This window comes from Paenibacillus sp. YIM B09110 (genome assembly GCF_037167145.1).
GTDB lineage: Bacteria > Bacillota > Bacilli > Paenibacillales > Paenibacillaceae > Pristimantibacillus.
The window spans coordinates 69,579-88,676 of sequence record NZ_JBANSP010000014.1; the positions used below are offsets into that span (position 1 = coordinate 69,579).

15 protein-coding genes are annotated in these 19,098 nt (G+C 47.5%); 2 read left to right on the forward strand and 13 right to left on the reverse strand.

What is annotated here, in order from left to right; genetic code table 11:
* Positions 1-16: 16 nt before the first annotated feature.
* The 10 genes from V8F51_RS19865 to V8F51_RS19910 form a co-directional block, all read right to left on the reverse strand.
* Entirely contained in the window at positions 17-1,633 is a 1,617-nt protein-coding gene (locus tag V8F51_RS19865; protein WP_337102151.1) for a response regulator, read from the reverse strand.
* A 17-nt stretch (positions 1,634-1,650) separates the two neighbouring features.
* Complete coding sequence (locus V8F51_RS19870; protein WP_337102152.1) at positions 1,651-3,396, reverse strand: sensor histidine kinase; 1,746 nt, start codon at positions 3,394-3,396, stop codon at positions 1,651-1,653.
* Positions 3,397-3,490: 94 nt separating this feature from the next.
* Positions 3,491-4,381: a carbohydrate ABC transporter permease gene (locus V8F51_RS19875; protein WP_337102153.1), complete on the reverse strand. Its 891-nt coding sequence runs from the start codon at positions 4,379-4,381 to the stop codon at positions 3,491-3,493.
* Positions 4,382-4,399: 18 nt separating this feature from the next.
* Positions 4,400-5,269: an ABC transporter permease gene (locus tag V8F51_RS19880; RefSeq protein ID WP_337102230.1), complete on the reverse strand. Its 870-nt coding sequence runs from the start codon at positions 5,267-5,269 to the stop codon at positions 4,400-4,402.
* Positions 5,270-6,107: 838 nt separating this feature from the next.
* Positions 6,108-7,382, reverse strand: a complete 1,275-nt coding sequence (locus V8F51_RS19885; RefSeq protein ID WP_337102154.1) for a methyl-accepting chemotaxis protein — start codon at positions 7,380-7,382, stop codon at positions 6,108-6,110.
* 155 nt (positions 7,383-7,537) lie between these two features.
* Positions 7,538-8,029 carry a glycosyl-4,4'-diaponeurosporenoate acyltransferase gene (locus V8F51_RS19890; RefSeq protein WP_337102155.1) on the reverse strand — a complete coding sequence of 164 codons (492 nt, stop codon included), beginning with the start codon at positions 8,027-8,029 and terminating at the stop codon, positions 7,538-7,540.
* Positions 8,030-8,043: 14 nt separating this feature from the next.
* Positions 8,044-9,099: a glycosyltransferase gene (locus tag V8F51_RS19895; RefSeq protein WP_337102156.1), complete on the reverse strand. Its 1,056-nt coding sequence runs from the start codon at positions 9,097-9,099 to the stop codon at positions 8,044-8,046.
* Positions 9,100-9,185: 86 nt separating this feature from the next.
* A complete protein-coding gene (locus V8F51_RS19900; RefSeq protein ID WP_337102157.1) occupies positions 9,186-10,691 on the reverse strand; it encodes a phytoene desaturase family protein in 1,506 nt (501 codons plus the stop codon).
* Positions 10,681-11,625, reverse strand: a complete 945-nt coding sequence (locus V8F51_RS19905) for a phytoene/squalene synthase family protein (RefSeq protein WP_337102158.1) — start codon at positions 11,623-11,625, stop codon at positions 10,681-10,683. Before V8F51_RS19905 ends, V8F51_RS19900 begins: the two co-directional genes overlap by 11 nt.
* On the reverse strand, positions 11,594-13,141 hold the full coding sequence (locus V8F51_RS19910) for a phytoene desaturase family protein (RefSeq protein WP_337102159.1): 1,548 nt from the start codon (positions 13,139-13,141) through the stop codon (positions 11,594-11,596). The genes V8F51_RS19905 and V8F51_RS19910 overlap by 32 nt, the downstream gene beginning before the upstream one ends.
* A gap of 199 nt (positions 13,142-13,340) precedes the next feature.
* Between V8F51_RS19910 and V8F51_RS19915 the strand changes: the two genes are divergently transcribed.
* A complete protein-coding gene (locus tag V8F51_RS19915) occupies positions 13,341-14,249 on the forward strand; it encodes a MerR family transcriptional regulator (protein WP_337102160.1) in 909 nt (302 codons plus the stop codon).
* A gap of 126 nt (positions 14,250-14,375) precedes the next feature.
* Here V8F51_RS19915 and V8F51_RS19920 read toward each other — a convergent pair whose 3' ends face one another.
* Positions 14,376-16,277 carry a beta-L-arabinofuranosidase domain-containing protein gene (locus tag V8F51_RS19920; RefSeq protein WP_337102161.1) on the reverse strand — a complete coding sequence of 634 codons (1,902 nt, stop codon included), beginning with the start codon at positions 16,275-16,277 and terminating at the stop codon, positions 14,376-14,378.
* 133 nt (positions 16,278-16,410) lie between these two features.
* Here V8F51_RS19920 and V8F51_RS19925 point away from each other — a divergent pair, with 133 nt between their 5' ends.
* A complete protein-coding gene (locus tag V8F51_RS19925) occupies positions 16,411-17,271 on the forward strand; it encodes an AraC family transcriptional regulator (RefSeq protein WP_337102162.1) in 861 nt (286 codons plus the stop codon).
* A 50-nt stretch (positions 17,272-17,321) separates the two neighbouring features.
* On the opposite strand, the gene V8F51_RS19930 is transcribed toward V8F51_RS19925, so the two are convergent.
* Together V8F51_RS19930 and V8F51_RS19935 are read right to left on the reverse strand one after the other, a co-directional pair.
* Positions 17,322-18,107 carry a carbohydrate ABC transporter permease gene (locus V8F51_RS19930; protein ID WP_337102163.1) on the reverse strand — a complete coding sequence of 262 codons (786 nt, stop codon included), beginning with the start codon at positions 18,105-18,107 and terminating at the stop codon, positions 17,322-17,324.
* 50 nt (positions 18,108-18,157) lie between these two features.
* Complete coding sequence (locus tag V8F51_RS19935) at positions 18,158-19,054, reverse strand: carbohydrate ABC transporter permease (RefSeq protein ID WP_337102164.1); 897 nt, start codon at positions 19,052-19,054, stop codon at positions 18,158-18,160.
* Between the last annotated feature and the right edge of the window lie 44 nt (positions 19,055-19,098).

Genomic DNA, 19,098 nt, shown 5'->3' on the forward strand with positions numbered 1-19,098 from the left:
TTTGCTGACTTTCTTGTTAACGCTTTCCTGACTTTTTTTCGGACTGCACGCCATTCTGCTGCCGATAATCATTTGGATTCATGTTCGTTGCCTTCTTAAACATTTTGGAAAAGTGCGAGAAATTCGAAAAACCGACGGATAACGCCACGTTTCCGATCGGCATGTCGCTCTTGCTTAGCAGCCCCTTGGCCAGATTGACTCTTTCCTGCAGCAAATAATCGGTAATGGATATGCCCGTTTCTTTCTTGAAAAATCGGGACAAATAGTCGGGGTGCAAATAGACATGCTCGGCCAATTCGTCACGGGACAACTCGGATTGAGACAAATGAACGGCAATATATTTTTTGACGCTATCGATTACGGAGATGGCCTCTTCAACTGCTTCCGCCTGATCTTTGGCCTTCTCAACCGTATGCCGCATCCAGGCTATTAGATCCGTAACCGATCGCGTAGCGTTCCGGGACAGCTGCAAGGATAATTCGTCGCAAAATAATTGATGGGCTTGTATCCCCTTCAAATTCAATACGAAGTATGTCATTTGCAGGAAATCCTCATACAATTGACGAAGCAGATTCGCGTCCAATCCATCCGTTCGGACCAAATGTTCTAGATACTCCGTCGCTTCGGAAATGATTTTCTCCTTCGTTCCCTTCTTAAGCATAGCGGACCAGACGGCCATATTCGGCAATTTGATCTGCACAGGCGAAACGGTCTTCCCCTTAAGGGAGAACACTTTATTATTAAATGCAACATTATTGTTATCCAGGGCGATCAGGCCCTGTACGATAGACAGCACCTCATGCATGTAGCCGTTCGTTCCGATATAACAGCATAGATCGCAATAGAAATATTGAACGCAAGACGCGATATAATCTTCGGCGCTTCTGGCCAGTTGATCCAATGTGTCGTCTTTGTACGTATCGAAATAAAGGATAACGAGAATCTTCCCCCGGTCGATCGATATCATCTGACCGTTCGTTGCTTGCTGCACAATCATTTCCTGCGCCGTATTCTTGAGGGCGTACTCCATAATCTTTTCTTCGCGAATACTCAATGGCTTATGCCAGCGTTGTACGCTAATAAGCACGGGCAAGAACGTCATCGTCTCGGTATACACGAGATTTCGTTGTTCTGCCGCCTCCTGGATAACCGTCTTATGAGAAGGTATCGTTTGATCGAGCAAATCCATCCAGAACCGTTCCACCAGCAAAGGATGATTCTGAGACCACAGTTGATTAACATGATGAAGCTTGTTTTGCTCGGAGATCTTTATCCTAGCTTTCGAGAGCGCCGCTTCCAGCTCATCGACCAGCGCTGGCTTGATTAAATATTCCAAGCTCCCCAATTGAATGGCCTGCTTGGCGTATTTGAAATCGGCGTGAGCGGTTAAGAAGATCGTCTCCGTCTCCGGGTGATTCTCCCGCACCCAAGTCAACAGCTCCAAGCCGCTGCCCTGCGGCATTTCGATATCGCAAAGCATGATATCGATCGGGTGCTCGGCGAATATTTCGATGGCTTGCCTCATGTTGTTTGCCGTATATAGCTCTGATATTTCGTTACTAACCAAGTCCAAATCGAACTTTATGCCTTCAATGACGTGTTTCTCGTCATCAACGATTAGCAGTCGGTACATCGTCCGCGCCTCCCCGTTTATATTTTGGAATGAATCGGCATCGTGATCGCGATAACCGCCCCGCTCGGATTGCCATTAGAAAAAGAGATTCGCGCTGCATCGTCGTACAGCAGCCGCAGTCTCCGTTGTACGTTCCATATGCCGATATGCTCCCCTTGTTCCGTAGAAAGACTTTCGCCCCGCTGCAGCACGGCCAACACTTCTTCAGGGAAGCCCTTGCCCGTATCTCGAATAACGATTGTCAAGCAAGGCGCGCCATCATGCTCAACGACATCGATATGGATCGATATATGCGTCGGCTCGTCCAACGTAACCGCATGCTTGACCGCGTTCTCCACGAAGGTCTGAATAACGAGCGGCGGCACATTGGTATCTGCCAAAAATTCCGGCGCCCCGATGTCGCAAGTCAGACTATCCGGAAACCGCAGCTCCTGAATGCGGAAATAGTTCCTCGTATGCTCAAGCTCCTCCCTCAGCTTCACGAAGCTTAGATTACTTCTGAACATATACTTGAAGTACCGGATGAGAGATAGAGTCATCGTCCTCATCAACTCGATATTGCCCACCTTGGCCAGGTTGTACAATACATTCAATGCATTCATGAAAAAATGAGGGTTGATCTGCAGCTGAAGCCTCAGAAGCTCTTCCTTTTGCTTGCTTAACTGCTCTTCATAAACGTTAATGCGAAGCTCCTTGATCTGCGACATCATATTGTTGAACGTCTCATTCACGAGCACAAATTCATCGGACGTGCGACTGGCTTCGATTCTGGCCTCCAAATTCCCGCTTCGAATACGTCTCATCGCAGCCATCAATTGGTTAAGCGGCAGCAGGATCGTTCTTCGCAGCGTATACATCCCTAACGGCAGCGAGACGAGGCAGGCCAGTGCGACCAACCCAACTATCTTTTGCAAATAGGGCAGCTTCTCGAGTATCTTCTCGTCGGGTACGAGAGCAACCAGATTGAACGGACCCTTGGAGGACGATTGTCCGACAACCAAATAATTGCGGTGATTACCTGACAAATAGTAGTTGTCCATGCCTGCTCTCAACTGAACCTCGTCGCGGTTGACAAGCTCGCTGCCCGTCATCGGCTCGCCGTCTTGCGTAGCGAATAAAGCGCCGCCGTCCATGCCGAAGTCGGTTGTGTTGAACGGAATCATCAGCTTGTCCGCACTGATCCATACGCCCAGATAGACATCGCCGGATCTCAGAATGTGCATCATATAATACGTATCGTCGATCTTCTGAACTTGCCAGCTTCCCGAATAGAAACGATTGGACTGCTCGTTGTCGTTCACCGTCTGCCGGATGACGTCAAAGATCGCCTCTTCTTCCGCAATCGTGCTTGTCCCTCTCGTAACCCGCATCAGATCATCCCGCTCCGGCGCATACAGAAAGAAGGAATTGATGGTTTTGAACATACTGATATCATTCGATAATTTGTTGTACATGAGTATTTTGCGGTAATAGAAGTCATAATCGGTATTAGCCAATTGGTACGCGACAAAATCAGAATCGACCGCCATCGTATTATTCATATACTTGTCGATATCTTCCAGGGAATTATCCACTTGGCTCATATAGAGAATCATCATGTTTTTATAGGAATCCGCCACCTGATTACGAACCACATCCGTCGAATACTCGCTGTAATAAATCAATATCGTGATCAACGGCAACGTCAATATGACGACACCCAATATCAGTTTTGTTCGGATCGAATTCATGGAATATTTCCGTTTTAGCTCCGCCGTGTTCATCGTATCTCACTCCCAATGGAAAGAAAGCCCATCATGACCAAGCTCGCGCGAGCTTGATCATAATGGACTTGTTCATTAAATTATAGCGCATGGACTATCCTTTTACTGCTCCGATCGTAATCCCCTTCACGAAATACTTCTGGAAGAAAGGGTAAGCGACAAGAATCGGAATAATGCCGATGACCGCGATCGCCATCTTAACGGTTGAAGTAGGAAGCGCATCCGTTGACGCGCTGGCGCCTGAGCTGTTGAACTGGCCGCTGGCCAAAAACTGGGCATCCTGCATGATCCGGTTCAACAAGTTCTGGATGCTGTAATATTGCGGATCGGTTATATAAACCATCCCGTTCATCCAGTCGTTCCAATAAGCAATCGTTTGGAAAAGACCGACTGTCGCCAGAATCGGCATGGAAAGCGGGAGCACGATCGATGCGAACGTCCTAAGCTCCCCGGCTCCGTCAATATTCGCAGATTCGATGACAGCCATCGGTATCGATGTTTGAAAGTAAGTCCGCATAAGCATGATATTAAAGCCGTTCATTAACAGACCCGGGATTATTAATGCCCAAATGGTGTTCTTGATATCCAGCATTTGCGTATAAACCAGGTAAGTCGGTACGAGTCCTCCGTTAAACAGCAGCGTGAAGAAAACGAAAAATGCCAACGGGTTGCGAAGCGGATAATCGCTGCGGGAAATCGGATAAGCCAATAAAGACGTAATCACAAGGCTCACCGCCGTTCCGACGACCGTAATCAGTATCGTGATCCCGTAAGACCGAAATATGTCCGTGCCCTCCCCGAGCAAATACCGGTATGCCTGCATGCTGAACTCCTGCGGGAAAAAGGAATATCCGCTGCGAATAATCTCGGTCTCCGACGTAATGGAGGAAAGGAACAAGAGCACGAAAGGAATGACGCAAGCCAAGGCAAGCAAAATCATGAAGATATGTCCGAACCACTGCATCGCTTTATTTTCATTTTTCATGGAAGTCACCTCACTTTGTTAGAACAACGCGTTGTCTTTGTTGATTTTGCGTACTAAATAATTGGAAGCAATCACGAGCACAAAACCCACGATCGATTGATACAGACCGGCCGCCGCGGACATTCCGATATCTCCGAGTCCCATCAATCCCCGATACACATACGTATCGATTACGTTAGTCGTCGAGTAGAGGGCGCCTGAGTTCATCGTCACCTGGTAGAACAGGCCGAAGTCGGAGTAGAAGATTCTTCCGATGCTAAGCAATGTCAGCATGGTAATCGTTGGCGTCAGCGATGGCAGGGTAATATGCCGAATTTGTTTCCATTTGCCGGCCCCGTCCAATCTCGCCGCTTCATAATATTCTTCATCGATGCCAATGATGGCAGCGAAGAAAATAATGCTGTTGAAGCCGATGCCTTTCCAAATATGGACCATTGTCAGAATGTACGGCCAATACTTGGATTCCTGATACCAATTGATTTCCTCCAGCCCCAGAAGCGGAAGCAGCGTCTTGTTGAAGAATCCGGTTTCCAAGCTCAGTCCCGCATAAGCCAAATAACTGACAATGACCATAGATACGAGAAATGGCAGCAATATAATGCTCTGATACAGCCTGGACATGAACCGATTTTTGATTTCGTTCAACAGGATCGCGACTCCGATAGCTAGCAGCATCCCTAGAATGATAAACACCACATTGTACAAAATCGTATTCCTCGTAATGATGTAAGCATCCGAAGTCTTAAACAAGTATTCGAAATTTTTGAGTCCCGACCAATCGCTTCCCAATATCCCTTTCGAGAAATTGATATCCTTGAAAGCAATAACAATTCCGAACATAGGCAGGTAATTATTAAGCAAGAGATATAGCAAGCCCGGGATCGCCATCAGCGTAAGCGGAATAAACTTTTTGAATCCCTTCGTTTTGGACTTTGCCGGCTTTTTAATGGTGACTGTCGCTTCTGTCAAATAAATCCCCTCGTTCCTTCTTTCTGTTCCAACTGTATTCATCATAAAGCATTGCTGAAATCGTCTCTAACGGTTTACTGACTTTCCGTTATCGCTTTGCTGACTTTTTAGAAATGACACATTTGTCCTCCGCTCCAATTCACAGCGAACCCGCAGGGTGAGGTTGCCGGCAAAATACAGCTTTTTAAAAACAGAAAAACCCTTGATGCACAAGGGTTTCAAAAATTGAGCTCAGGGTGTTACTCGTCGAGCAGCACACTCCCGCCTGCTTCTCGAACGATAAGCTCCGGTCGTGACAAGTCTGGAAAATACGGATGCTCCTCGTGCTCCATTCCGACCAAGAGGCATGGTTAGCTTGAGGGCCTGACCTGTGTGTCTCGGGTTAGCATGTACATGGGCGCTGTCACCTCGTTTGCAAGGTGGTAAAGCTCGACCGCTTTGGGCAGCGTCGTCAGCGTGATCGGAATCGAGCAAAAACTGTTTGATCCCGGCGCTTACGCGCGGCTCATCGTCCACAACCAATATTTTCACCGTTCGCTCCCCCCGCTCCCCACTGAAAGTAGACACCTGACCTATTATTATCATACTAGAGAAGTTGCTTGGCGAAGAGAAGTATGTAATGCCGCGAAAATGTGATGTATACTCGCCAAAGTAAACGCTTAATTGCTCTCTTTATTCGGAACTCTATTATTCCTATAACGGCGAAAAAGTCTCCTGATTCAATCAGGAGACTTTTCCACGTCCTACTATATTTCATTTACTTGAAACGAAACTTTCCAATCCCGCTTTGTAAAGCGAGAGTCATATTCTGCAGCTCGTTGGAGGCTGCTGCCACCTCCTGGACCATCGCGTTTTGCTCTTGTACGGAAGACGCTATCGTGCTGAGCTTGTCCGCGTTTTCCTCCGCCACATCGGCAACCTGCTGCGCCCCCTCCAGCATAGCAGCCATTTTTACAGACTGGATTTGCATTAAAGCGGCAATTTTATGGATGGCTTCAACCGTACGGTTCACCGATTGCGCAATCAAATGCAAATGACTGATCGTTTCGGTTGTTTTGGACGATTCATTATGGATGAGCTGCGCTTGCGTCTCCATTCGGCCGACGGCTACCGTCAGGTCGGTCTGTATCGCTTCAATTAATCCGCCGATATGCTTGACCTCCATCGAGCTATGGTTGGCCAGCTTCCTTATTTCCACCGCTACCACCTGAAACCCTTGACCATGTTCGCCGGCATGGGCCGCTTCTATTGAAGCGTTCAGCGCCAGCAGATGGGTCCGGTCCGAAATGTCCTCCACGACGCGGATAATACCTTGAATTTGCTCCGCATGCTTTTCTAGCTTATTGACGATGCCGAACGTTTCATTGCCTTCTTCGGCAAGTCGCTGCATCGCGGCCGATAACGAATCGATAGCATCGTTGCTGCTGGCCATCGAGTTCTCCATCCGCTCAGCATCCTGCTGAGCCTCCACCGTATATGCCGCCGCATCGGCGGAAATGCCGGCTATCTCTCCGATGGACGCGTACATCGTTCGCGACAGGTGCGCCTGAGTATCGGTATTGCCCGATATTTCGTCCACCTGTTCCGATATGGCTGTCAGCAGCATAGCCGCTTGCTCAGCCGCCATTCGCAGCTGCTCCACTTCCGTGCCTGTCGCTTTCGAATGCGCGTCGATATCGACAACAATCCCGCGCAGGCTGGCAATCATCTGGTTGAACGAAGTCGCAAGCTGCTTCAGCTCGTCCTTGGATTTCGGAATGGCAACGCCAGCCTTCAAGTCCCCTCCTGCCGCTAATCCCGCTGCCCGGTGCAGGTCGTTAAGCGGCTTCACCAGCCACCTTGCCGTCAGCCATCCGAGTAGCCCTGTCCAAAACACGCCTAATGCGAAGGTTAGCAGCATAAAAATCCACGACTCCATGTTCGGAGCCAAATAATCCTTTAACACGAAAATAAAAAAGGCGCTCGTTCCATACGTAGTTGTAGCTACTATCGAAATGCCTAACACAATTTTAGTAATCAGGCTTGATTTCATTGGTTCGCCTCCCTGTTGCTGCCTAAACTTCCGTCGTTTGCATTATATCAATCAAACGGTACGGGCAACTGTGATAAACATCACATAAAATCTTGAAATAAAACCATAATTAAAGACGACCAAGCGCAGGTCATAATGCACTTGGTCGTCTTTATTCACACTAATGATCGCTTTCGATCAACCATACGCTGAAAGCGAGGGCGATTGTAACGCTGCGCGATAATAATCGGCAAATTAAATACGACGGCATAGAGCACCATCAGCCAGCCTGCCCATGCAGGATTCCATAGAAAGAATAGTACAGCTGGGGCTATCGACAGCCAATGCGTCAATTCAGCACGCCTAGATTCTCGAATGAAGGTAAGCATTGAAGCCTTGTCTCTGCCGCTCAGCCGACTCTTATTAAAGCCGTATTTCAAAAACAGCGTACCGTCGGGAATATGATGTTTCCACGCTTTAATTCGGAAAACATCATGCCAAAGCTTCCCCGAAGTTTCCCAATTTCTTATTCGAAAGAGAAAGTTGTCCACTGCAAAAAAACGTTGCGGAAGCTTTAAGGTGCACCATGAAACGGCAAGATGAATGACGAACCACGCCGCAAAATCCACGAGCACGGTCATTGTAATCGACAGCTCAATCATTCGCATACGCATCGCCTCCGTCACACTTTAATATTACGTCCGCGCCAACGAACAGTTCGGAGCACCCTTGCCAAGTAGAGCGACCAAAAGTGCAAAGCGCAAAAGAACATTAACAGCACCGGATAAAACAAAAAATATACGAAGCGAAAATCACCCGTTCGTCTAGCAAGCCAGAACAGCTGAAGCATATATGCAGCATAGGCAACTGCCACGGCAATAATGGGACCCGAAATCAAAAGACATGCCGCCAGTAATGGAGTCGTCAGTAATCCTGCGGTGATCCACCCGATGATCATCGCCATAATAAGAGGATGCGTAGATTGGGACGCCGTCCCGAAGCTCTTCGTCCAGCCCTCCGTCAGCTGGCGCAATCCCTCGGGATACATTCGAAAATCGATGCATCCCTGCCCGCCAAAGCATTGGACCGGGTAGCCCGCTTGCATATAGCGCTCGCCAAGCGCCAGGTCGTCCATGACCGCATCCTTCACAGCCTCATGTCCGCCCGCTTCGAAGTAGTGATCTCTTCGCGTCAGAATGCAAGGCCCGAACGAGCCTGCTCCTCTTATTCGATCGCCGAGGAAGGAGAACACGTTCATCCCCGTCATAACAACGATGTTGAACACTGCCGACAAATGCTCATATCCATGCCGTACCGTGTGATAAGGCTGGAATGAGAGGATCCCGCTTTCTTGTGCTGCAATACAGTAGGTAAGGGCCATTCTTCTTAAACTATCCTCTCGCACTAGCCTCGTATCTGCATCAAGAAATAACAGCCATTCGCCCCTTGCCGCCTTAGCACCCTCCCAGCAAGCGGAGGACTTGCCTATCCAATCAGTATCGAGCTTCGGATTGCGAATGACCTGTGCGCCATTGCTCATTGCGACTGCCGCAGTTTGATCACTGGAGTCATCATCAATGACAATTACTTCATACGGTCTCAAATTCTGGTATTGCAAAGATTGCAGAAGAGGCGCAATTCTTCTCTCCTCATTGCGAGCCGGAATAATGACCGAGATGCTAAGCGAGTCTCTCAGCTCCGCAGTGCCTTCCGCTGCACGGGGAATTTTCCATAACATAAGAAACCCGCAAACAACCCCCGCAGCTATGACTATAAAACTAATGTTCCAAATGAGATTCGCCACTTTAATCCCCCATCAGAATGCTATACGCGAGCTGATTGCGCAGCATCTCTTCTTACAATCTTGTCCCGAACCTGTTGTCCGCTTAACGTAACCATCGGCATGCCCGCTCCTGGATTAACCGTTCCACCGACAAAATACAGATTGTCGTAACGGCTGCTTTGCTTGGAATGCTTGAAGCCGTAATTTTTTTTGCGATTGGATACGGTTCCGTAGATAGCTCCGCGATGCGATCCATAGGCGGCCTCGATGTCATGCGGAGTCCACATATCTTCCGTAACGATATGCTTCCGCAGGTCAGTCAAGCCCATATTTTCCAGCTTAATCAGTACCCGCTCCCGAAGCCTCGAATAGTCCTCGGAAGAGAAGGGCCGATCCTGAATGTATGGAATATGCGGCAGTATTTTTATATTTTCATGACCGATAGGCGCTTGCGTTTTGTCTGTTTTGTTAACGTTCACGACATAAATCGTCGGATCATCAGGCAGCTCATAACGATGGAATACTTTGTCCATCTGCTCCTTCAATCGCTCGGAGAAAAAGAAGTTATGGTGAGCCAGCTGCGGATAGGACCTAGCAACGCCCAAGTGCAGCACAAGACCCGAGCTTGAGGGCTCGAAGCGCTTCTTCAGCTTGCTTACAAATGCCGGCTCCTCGTCGAGCAATTGCTCGTAGGCAGGAATCACCTCCATGTTCGATACGAAATAATCTGCGCGAACCGAAGATCCGTCAGCGAGAATCAAACCTTCGATGCATTTGTCCTCACCTACGACAAGTCTCTCAACTTTTCGCCCGGTATGAAGCTTAACGCCAATTTCCTTTGCCAGCTTAACCATTCCCGCAGCAATATGATGCATGCCTCCCGGCACATACCAAATGCCCTGCATATGCTGCATATAAATCATCATGTTCAATACAGCAGGCGCATCATACGGCGAGGAGCCCACATACTTAATAAAATAGGCCAGCATGTCCCGAAGCTTGGGATGGCTGATTCTTTTCTGAATAGCGCCGTACATCGTCGAGAAGAAGTCGAAATCCCGAATGGACGCAATCAATCCATGTTCCTTGTATATGTCCGTAAAGGTATCCAGTCCTTTATCGAAATACCCTTTCTCCGTAATATGATAAATACGTCTGGAGTAGTCCAGAAAAAGCTTATACTCTTCCATCGACTTATCGTCCAGGCTGCTGTTGCTCTCGGCCATCCGCTGCAGATCGCCATAGAGGTCGATGACTGATCCATCGGGGAAGAAGGAGCGCCATTCATGCTCAACCTGCCTGATGGTAATATAATCAGCCATTTCGCGATTGCTGGACGTGAACAGCTTCTCGAAAATATGCGGCATGGTCAGAATAGACGGCCCAAGATCAAACCCGAATCCATCCTGCTCCAGCCGATTCAATTTTCCGCCTAAATGATCGTTTTTCTCAAAAAGACTTACCTCATACCCGCTCTGAGCCAATGAGATCGCCGCCGAAAGTCCTCCAAGACCTCCTCCGATAACCGCAACCGATTTATTCGCCACCGTTCCACTTCACTTTCGCGTTAGTATAACTATCCATACTTGATCCGTGCTGTAAGAGATGTTTCGTCTGATTGTAGATGTTTCTCATCTCCGGCTTGGATACCGCATTTCTAGTCGAAAAACAATCGTACCCCTTATTCCGGACCGCATTTAGAATACCTTTGTATATTTGCGCTGACAGCAGCACTTGGAATCGGCTGTCTGTATCAAACTCATGGATATCCGACTTAAAGCCGTCGTACAGCTCTTCCGCGCGAAGGGCGAGCTTCTCCCAAATTCGAATGAAGCTTTCATTAATCACCGCATGCCTAATATCAGACTCTCCGTACGCTTCGGCATCCATAAAGGAGGAGGGAAGATAGATCCTGTTTCTAGCAGCGTCCTCACCCACATCGCGCAATATATTCGTTATCTGCATGGCTGTACCTAATTGAATAGCCGCCTGGCGGAGATTGCGTCTCGATTGGGAGGCAACGATCGGCAGCAGCATAAGCCCGACTGTACCCGCAACATAATAGCTGTACTTCTCCAACTCGCCCATCGTTCTCGGGGCGGCGAAGGAAATGTCCATTCTTTGTCCCTTAAGCTGTTCATAGAAGGGCTCGACACTCATATCGTAACGGTTAAACACATCCCGCAGCGCTCTCCATATGGGATGATCGACCTCTCTGCCTTCATCGAACAGCATCAGCTCATGCTCCAAAGCATTAAGCGCTTCAAGACGTTCGTCCCGGTTGCCTTCCCGGTCAACGGCATCATCGGCCAATCTGCAAAAAGCGTAAAGCGCAAATACCGCATTCGCTTTCTCCTTCGGTAGCTGCAAGAAAGCATAGTAGAAACTTCGCGAGTTTTGTTTAATAATGTCCTCGCAATAACGGTAATCCATCTCCAGCCTATTCGGCTTATAGGCTTGCAGAGAAAGAGACAGCTTCATTGGCTTTCATCCCCCGATCATCCAGCATCAATTCTTCCGCAGCGATTTTGGCTGATAACAATACGATAGGAACACCTGCACCAGGATGGGTCGAGCTTCCCGCGAAATAAAGATTGCGGCAACTTCCCGACTTGCTTTGCGGACGCAAATGATTGCTTTGGGTTAACGTCGGTCTTAAACCGAAGCAAGCACCGTTATAGGCATTATATTTCTGCTGAAAATCGAGCGGAGTCATGTACGTCTCGGACACGATATCCTCGCGAGCCCGTTCAAATCCCGGAATCTGCTCCAGCGATTCCAGCACGCGGTTCCGGTAATCGTGAATCGTTTCCTCATTCCACTCGTACTTGGCCGTTGACAGGTCGGAAACGGGAACAAGAATGTATAAGCCGTCTTTTCCTTCCGGCGCCATCGAGGCATCCAGCTTTGAGGCTATGTATACGTAGAAGGAGGGATCCTCCAAACGGCTGCCTTCAAATATATCGCCGATATTTTTTTCTAATTTTTCCTTGAAGAAAAAGTTGTGCACCGTTTTGATTGAATCATATTTGCGGTTCATGCCGAGATACATTACAAAGCATGAACAGGAATAGTCAAGACTGTCTATTTTCTTATCCGTATATTTGCCCTTCGCTTTCTTATCCTGAACGAGATGCTTCATCGCATGAGGGAAATCGGCGTTGCATAACACGTAATCAGCAGCCCATTCCCGGTTATCCGCCTTCACTCCGACTGCCGCTCCGTCTCGGACTACAATCTCCTGTACGTTAACGTTGTAGTGCAATTTGCCTCCCAACTCTACAAATAAACGCTCCATCGACCGGGCCATCGTATGCATGCCGCCTTTAATGAACCAAACACCGTAGAGCATCTCAATCATCGGGATGATGGAATATAAAGATGGGCCGTTGTAAGGAGAAATACCGATATATAGCGTTTGGAAGCTGAGCATCTGCTTCAGCCGCTCATGCTTTATATATTTGCCAATAAACCGATCAGCCGTGTCGAATGTTCTTAGCTTCAATCCTTGCCAAAGCATATACGGATTGTAGAAGTCCGACCACTTCCGAAACGGTCGTTGAAGAAAATGATTTTTGGCTACGAGAAACCTTTTATAAATGACTTGGAGATATTGAAGAAATCCTTGCGCATCCTTATCGCTAATCCCTTCCAAGGTATCCAGCAGCTTTACCAGATCAGTCGATATTTCATGTTTATCGTGTTCGCCGCCTCCGAAAAAGACAGAATAAATAGGGTCTAGCTTCTCCATCGGAATGTAATCGTCGGGGTTGCGCCCCGCAAGCTCGAATACTTCTCGATATAACTCGGGCATCATGACTAAGCTAGGTCCCATATCGAATTGATAGCCGTCTTTCTCAAACCGATGCATCTTCCCGCCTGGAATGGATTCTTTCTCAAACAGTTCAACTTCGTAGCCTGCATGCTGCATACGAATCGCACTCGCCAACCCCGCTACACCTGCTCCGATCACGATTACTTTCTTTTTGATATCCATAAATCCTCCAGTCATTGGGAAGCGATCATTAATTATACTATAAGGTTAATTATCTGTACGGAAGACATATTTGTCAATCCTTTTGTATAACGTTTATTCAAAAACGTTATACAAATTCACGATTCTAAAAAGTTCTGTATGATGTTATACTGGTAACGTTGTACAAAACGATTTGACATCATTAAAAGGATGAGTATCCATGAAGCAAGGCAAGCAATATTACATCAAGCAGGTTGCTAATGTGACTGGACTATCGGCCCAGTTGATCCGCAAGTGGGAAGAACGATACCAGCTCATCCAGCCTCTCCGGATGCCTAATGGATATCGAATATATAACGAGGAGCATGTCAATACGCTGTTAACGATCAAGGCGCTTCAGAAGAAAGGCTTTTCGATTAAGGAGGCCCTATCGTTAGCTGCAGATAACACGAAGGAATACGAGGATGATAGTGACGCTGAAGAACTTGCGTACTCACCGATTGAGAAAGAGCCGCAGCTAAACAACTTTGTCATCTCTTTGCTGGAGCGCGGAATTGCCTGCAATGAATTGGAGCTAGCCATTATATTGAAGCAGGCGTATCACTTCTATGGACTAAGCGCTTTTTTAACGGAGGTTGTTTCACCTTTTCTGCAGGAGGTGGGGAACAAGTGGGAAGCCGGGGAATGGGATGAATATCAAGAATCCGTATCGAGCCTTGTTGTACGGGACATGCTCGTACAAATTCGGCGCAACTTTCAATATACGGAAAACGCTCCGTTAGTGGTTGGCGCTTGCCTCCCCATGGAGCAGCATGAAATTCCTGTCCATTATCTACTGCTGCAATTTCTGCTCAAGGGCTGGAAGTCTTTCCAGATTGGCGCTTCTCCTGCCCCCGGCTCCATTGAAGCGCTCGTAACGAGGCTTCAACCGAAAATCGTATTGCTCTCTGCCTCAACGACGATTCCGTTCGAGCATGATCCCGAGCTGCTCGATAAGCTTGACCGGTTTGCTGAAAGTCTGCCCGCCATTTCTTTCTATATGGGCGGCGAAGGAGCATTAGCCTACACGAAAAACAACATGCCAAACCGAATTAAGATTGCAAACTCTATCGCTGATATCGTTCTATAAATACGGAAGCATCTCCCCCGCCCGACATTCGATGCGCACAAAGGGACTTAAACGTCGTCGCCTGATAACATAACGAACAGGCAGCGAGTCGTATGACCAGCTGCCGTTGTTTTTTACGACGCGTTTTTACTCCGTCCTCTCTCCTGCACTTTTATGAGAGAAGTAAACGGCATACATCTCGTCCTTTACCTCATATAAGGGGATGAATCGGAATCCGCGATCGATCCCCTTCGTCCGGTAATACCCTGGGTTCCACCAAGTGTGATTTCGTTCACGATCCGGCTGGAGCAGCTCTTCCGGCTGCGATGGCTCTCCAACCAAAATTCGTTCCTCATCCGTTAAACCAGCAAGCACGATCGGGCCATCCATGAAGGCGAACATCCCCGAATTACCTGGCAGCGGCTCGGTTTTCAACATCTTCGGAAGCTCAACCTTTACAAGGTCGCCATCCTTCCATTCTCTTCTCACTTGAACGAAGGAAGACGGTTTCATAGGGACATCCAGTTGCCCTTCACCGTTAATACTGATTCTCGGCATACCGCTTATCCACCACGGAAGACGAAGATTCAGATCAAAGGTTGATGGGCTGTCGAGACTGATCTTGACGTTATAGACGAAATGGTCAGGACGATGCACCGGAATCGGCGGCATATCGACTTTGGTAATGGCTGTCATCCCGCTTACGGACCAGTTGTTTAAAGGATAAATTCCGTATTGTCCATCCTGCTCGATCCGAATGGTCAATTTAGAATCAGCTTGGCGATGATGAAGCTCGGAAGGAATCCACTGGCAGATGGATATGCCATCCTTGTCCCCCATGAATATTTGCGGTTCATACGATGCGTTAGCCTGCAGCAAGGTTCCATGACAGCACCAGAAATGCTGTGTCGCGGATCCCCATGTTTTTTGGCTGCCAGGACCCATACCAAGAAAATAGGAGATCATCCCGGTACCACCGTGCTGATGAGCAAGAACGCCATTGATAAACCGACGTTCCCAGTAATCCCCGTAAGAAGCGTCGCCTGTCCAGCGCAGCAGTAGATGAGCAAGTCTCATCATATTGTAATTGCAGCAATGTTCCTGCCCGACTCCAAGTCGTGCGGCCATATCCATCTTGGGCATCCACAACTCCCCGTTATCGCCCGCACCCGTTGCAACGTGCCCCCTTTCGGTTACCGCGCAGCGCCAGAACGCCTCCACGACGTTACGGTAACGCTCCTCACCCGTTACTTCCCATACTCTTGCGGCACCCAATATCTCGGGAATTTGCGTATTGGCATGTTTGTTCGTCAGACAATCCTCACCTGCAAGAAGCGCATCAAAAAAACGTCTCCGATCATATCGCCGAATAAGCGCCAGATGTTTCTCATCGCGTGTCTCTCCGTACAAATCCGCCCATACCTCGAGCATGCCGCCTGTTTCCAGATCAAGCAGCTCATCCATCTGTTCTTCAGAAAATTGACCGGTCCATCGGTAGAACCATTCCGCGATTCCGGACATGATCCTTAAAGACTGCGCATTGCCGGCTGCCGTATACATATCGTAAAGGCCCATGAGCAATTTATGGATCGTATAGTGCGGCGCCCAGACGAATTTGCCTTTGGCAATCCGATGCATATACGTTTGCGGAAAAGCAGCCAGCCATTCGCCTCCGTTCGCCTCTTGGCAACGCGCAAGCTCACTAACGATATAGTCGGCTTTCCCCTTAATAATCGAGTCTTGCGTTTGCGCGTAAATTTTCGCCGCCGCCGATAGCCAGTGCCCCATAATATGACCGCGCAGCTCGCAGGTAGGCGACTCCCAGCCCCAGTGCCAATGATCAGGACCGTCCATTTTGTTCGTCGTCGCGCTTGTGGTCCCGCCGTTCCCGCTGTAGCTCCAAAGCCCAGCCTCCAAATAGAAATTACGGAGCAAATTATCATTAGTCAGGCTCATTAGATAGGTTTTATTTAATTCAAATCTAGACTTGATAGGTCCTTCGCTAAGCTTGATCTTACCCAATGGCAGCTCATTTAATCGGCTCTCCACACTTATTACCACCTTCATTATATTTGTGTTATTATTTATTCTAATTGCTGATTAATTCTAATAACATGCACAATAATTTGTTATCCCTATACTTTTTTGTGTTTTATCATTAACCATTCAGGAGGCATCTTTCATGAAGTCTTCGCTCCATATCACAGCGGACCGGTTTCCGCTCGTACGGGACATGGGCTGGAATGTCACCAACCAGACCTATACCCACCCAGACAGGGTTTTGGATTATCATGTCTTTCTCTATGTATCGAAAGGCAGCATGCAATTAATTGAGGATGGCGTGTCCTACATCGTGGGCGAACGCGAATTTATGTTTTTGGAGAAGGGGTTGCATCATTGGGGGCGACCGGAGACGACTGCCGGAACGACTTGGTATTGGATTCACTTCTATCCTGCTGATGATCGGCATCTCGATTACAAAGATCAGGCTCCGCTTCCCGAACCGGATTATTACGCTCCCGAACATTACGAACACCGGATCTATCTCCCCAAGCACGGGCTGGCACCTCCAGGAACGGAGGAGCGGTTATCCGCGATTGTTAAAGAATCCGAGCAGCGCGACAGCTATCGTCTGACCCGGATCAGCATTAGCGCCTACCGGTTTCTTCTAGATCTAGCTTCGATGAACGCCATATCCTCCAGTAAACGCGGGACCGCGGCCGAACTGGCAGATCGCGTATTGAACTATTTGTCGGCTCACTTGGAAGAGCCCTTCAACGCCAGCGAAATTGGGAAGCACTTGAACATGAATTACAGCCACATCTCGGCAACGTTCCGCAAGACGACAGGCCAAAGCATTGTAGAGACGCATACGCGGCTCAAAATGAACAAGGCCGTCGAACTGCTTCGCACAAGCTCGCGAACGATTACGGAAATCAGTGAACAGCTTGGGTATCAGAACCCGTTCTACTTCACAAGAGTGTTCAAGAAAACATTCGGCGAGCCGCCCTCCTCCTTCATCCAACAGTTTTATAAGCCATGACTAATGTAAAAAAAAGCTGAACAGAATCATCTGTTCAGCCCCTGGGGCGACTAACCCTTTATTCCGCTTGAAGCAATACCTTCTACAAAGTAGCGTTGGAAAATAGTGAAAATGAATATACTCGGAAGAATGGCCAAAGTAGCTCCGGCCATTTGAAGAGCGACGTTTGCTCCCCCAAGCCCCTGGAAAGTCGTCAAACCAACGGTTAACGTCTGGCTTTTGATATCGCTGATAAACACATACGGGTTCGCATAATCATTCCATAACCAAATGAACGTGAACAGGATCATTGTCACGAGAGGCGGCTTCATGAGCGGCAATATAATCCTGTAGTAGATTCTGAAATGTCCGCATCCGTCAACAATTGCCGCCTCGGATAATTCCTTAGGAATGCTCTGCATGAACTGTCTCAGCATGAAAATGAAATAGACGTCGAATGCTGCCGGGATGACCAAGGCCCAAAACGAATTGGACAAGTGAATGGTATTATAGAATAGGAAACGAGATACGATAGTCGTATCCGGAGTAATCATCATCGTGGATATAAAAATCATGAATATCAGATTTTTGAACTTAAACTCGATTTTCGCAAAAGCATAAGCCGCCATCGTGACTAATATACCTCTTAGTAAAATCGTCAAAGCAACGACTCTAAAGCTATTAAAATACCAACCGAAATAATATTCATCGCGAAAAACATTCAAATAATTGTCCCATATGATTTGATCGGGAATAATGCTCGTCAGCGGATTATCAAATACCATCGCTTGGTTCTTAAGCGAAGCCGAAATCATAATGATAAAGGGAATGATCATGAGCAGTCCGACGATAAGCATGATAATCGAAAAAAATGCTTTTTCGTATTTTTCGAACCTATGCTTTGAAATCAATTTTGTACCCATTTTTTTTGCCACATCCATTGAATTATTGTAATAACGAGAATACAGGCAAACAGCAGCATCGCTTGCGCAGAAGCATAGCTGTATCTATGGAAGTTGAACGCCTCTTCATAAATGTTCATAGCTACCACTCTTGAAGATGTGCCCGGTCCTCCGTTCGTAAGTAATTTAACGATCGAGTAGTTCTGGAAAGATCCAATCATCGTGGTCACAATCAAGAAAAAGGTGATCGGAGATATGGAGGGAACAGTGATACTTATAAAACTTCTCCACCTTCCAGCACCATCGATAGACGATGATTCATAAAGATCCTTAGGCACTCCTTGTAGCGCTGCCAAAAACACAATCGTTTGGAAAGCCAAACTAATCCATACGTTCACAATAACAACGGATAATAATGAAGTGTCAATTCCCCCGAACCAAAGAGGCGGCTCAGAAATCCCTATAAGCTTTAACAGTTGGTTAACTGGCCCCTTGCCAGGATCAAGCAATAACGACCAAACCATCGCAACCGCGGTAATATTCGATACATACGGCATAAAGATCATCGTTCTGGTTAACGTTCTCAGATGAAAGGCTTTGTTGATGAATACGGCCAATAGCATGGATAGTATGATCATCGCTGGAACGTAAATGGCCGTGAAAGTTAAGCTTTTCATATAGCCGTTCAAAGCTTGTTCATCCGAGAAGATTTTTGCATAATTTTTCAACCCTGCGAAATCCATCTGCAATGGGCCGATTTTGTTGTAATCAACAAAACTTAATGCAACGGAAAATAGTATGGGAATAAGATTAAACAAAACAAAGCCAATCAAAAATGGCGACAAAAAAACAAAAGCGGATAGTCCCTCAGACCTTCTCAGAGATAACTTATTATTTTTCATGTTCATTCCTCACTATTAGTACGAATAAGATAAGACTCCCTGTT

Bases quoted from the DNA above. Each gene is read 5' to 3' on its own strand.
- V8F51_RS19865 (WP_337102151.1), bottom strand. From the start codon at position 1,633: ATGTACCGACTGCTAATCGTTGATGACGAGAAACACGTCATTGAAGGC.
- V8F51_RS19870 (WP_337102152.1), bottom strand. From the start codon at position 3,396: ATGAACACGGCGGAGCTAAAACGGAAATATTCCATGAATTCGATCCGA.
- V8F51_RS19935 (WP_337102164.1), bottom strand. From the start codon at position 19,054: ATGAAAAATAATAAGTTATCTCTGAGAAGGTCTGAGGGACTATCCGCT.
- V8F51_RS19915 (WP_337102160.1), top strand. From the start codon at position 13,341: ATGAAGCAAGGCAAGCAATATTACATCAAGCAGGTTGCTAATGTGACT.
- V8F51_RS19880 (WP_337102230.1), bottom strand. From the start codon at position 5,269: ATGGCGATCCCGGGCTTGCTATATCTCTTGCTTAATAATTACCTGCCT.
- V8F51_RS19890 (WP_337102155.1), bottom strand. From the start codon at position 8,029: ATGCGAATGATTGAGCTGTCGATTACAATGACCGTGCTCGTGGATTTT.
- V8F51_RS19905 (WP_337102158.1), bottom strand. From the start codon at position 11,625: ATGAAGCTGTCTCTTTCTCTGCAAGCCTATAAGCCGAATAGGCTGGAG.
- V8F51_RS19910 (WP_337102159.1), bottom strand. From the start codon at position 13,141: ATGGATATCAAAAAGAAAGTAATCGTGATCGGAGCAGGTGTAGCGGGG.
- V8F51_RS19930 (WP_337102163.1), bottom strand. From the start codon at position 18,107: ATGCTTATCGTCGGACTGCTCATGATCATTCCCTTTATCATTATGATT.
- V8F51_RS19895 (WP_337102156.1), bottom strand. From the start codon at position 9,099: ATGTTATGGAAAATTCCCCGTGCAGCGGAAGGCACTGCGGAGCTGAGA.
- V8F51_RS19885 (WP_337102154.1), bottom strand. From the start codon at position 7,382: ATGAAATCAAGCCTGATTACTAAAATTGTGTTAGGCATTTCGATAGTA.
- V8F51_RS19925 (WP_337102162.1), top strand. From the start codon at position 16,411: ATGAAGTCTTCGCTCCATATCACAGCGGACCGGTTTCCGCTCGTACGG.
- V8F51_RS19875 (WP_337102153.1), bottom strand. From the start codon at position 4,381: ATGAAAAATGAAAATAAAGCGATGCAGTGGTTCGGACATATCTTCATG.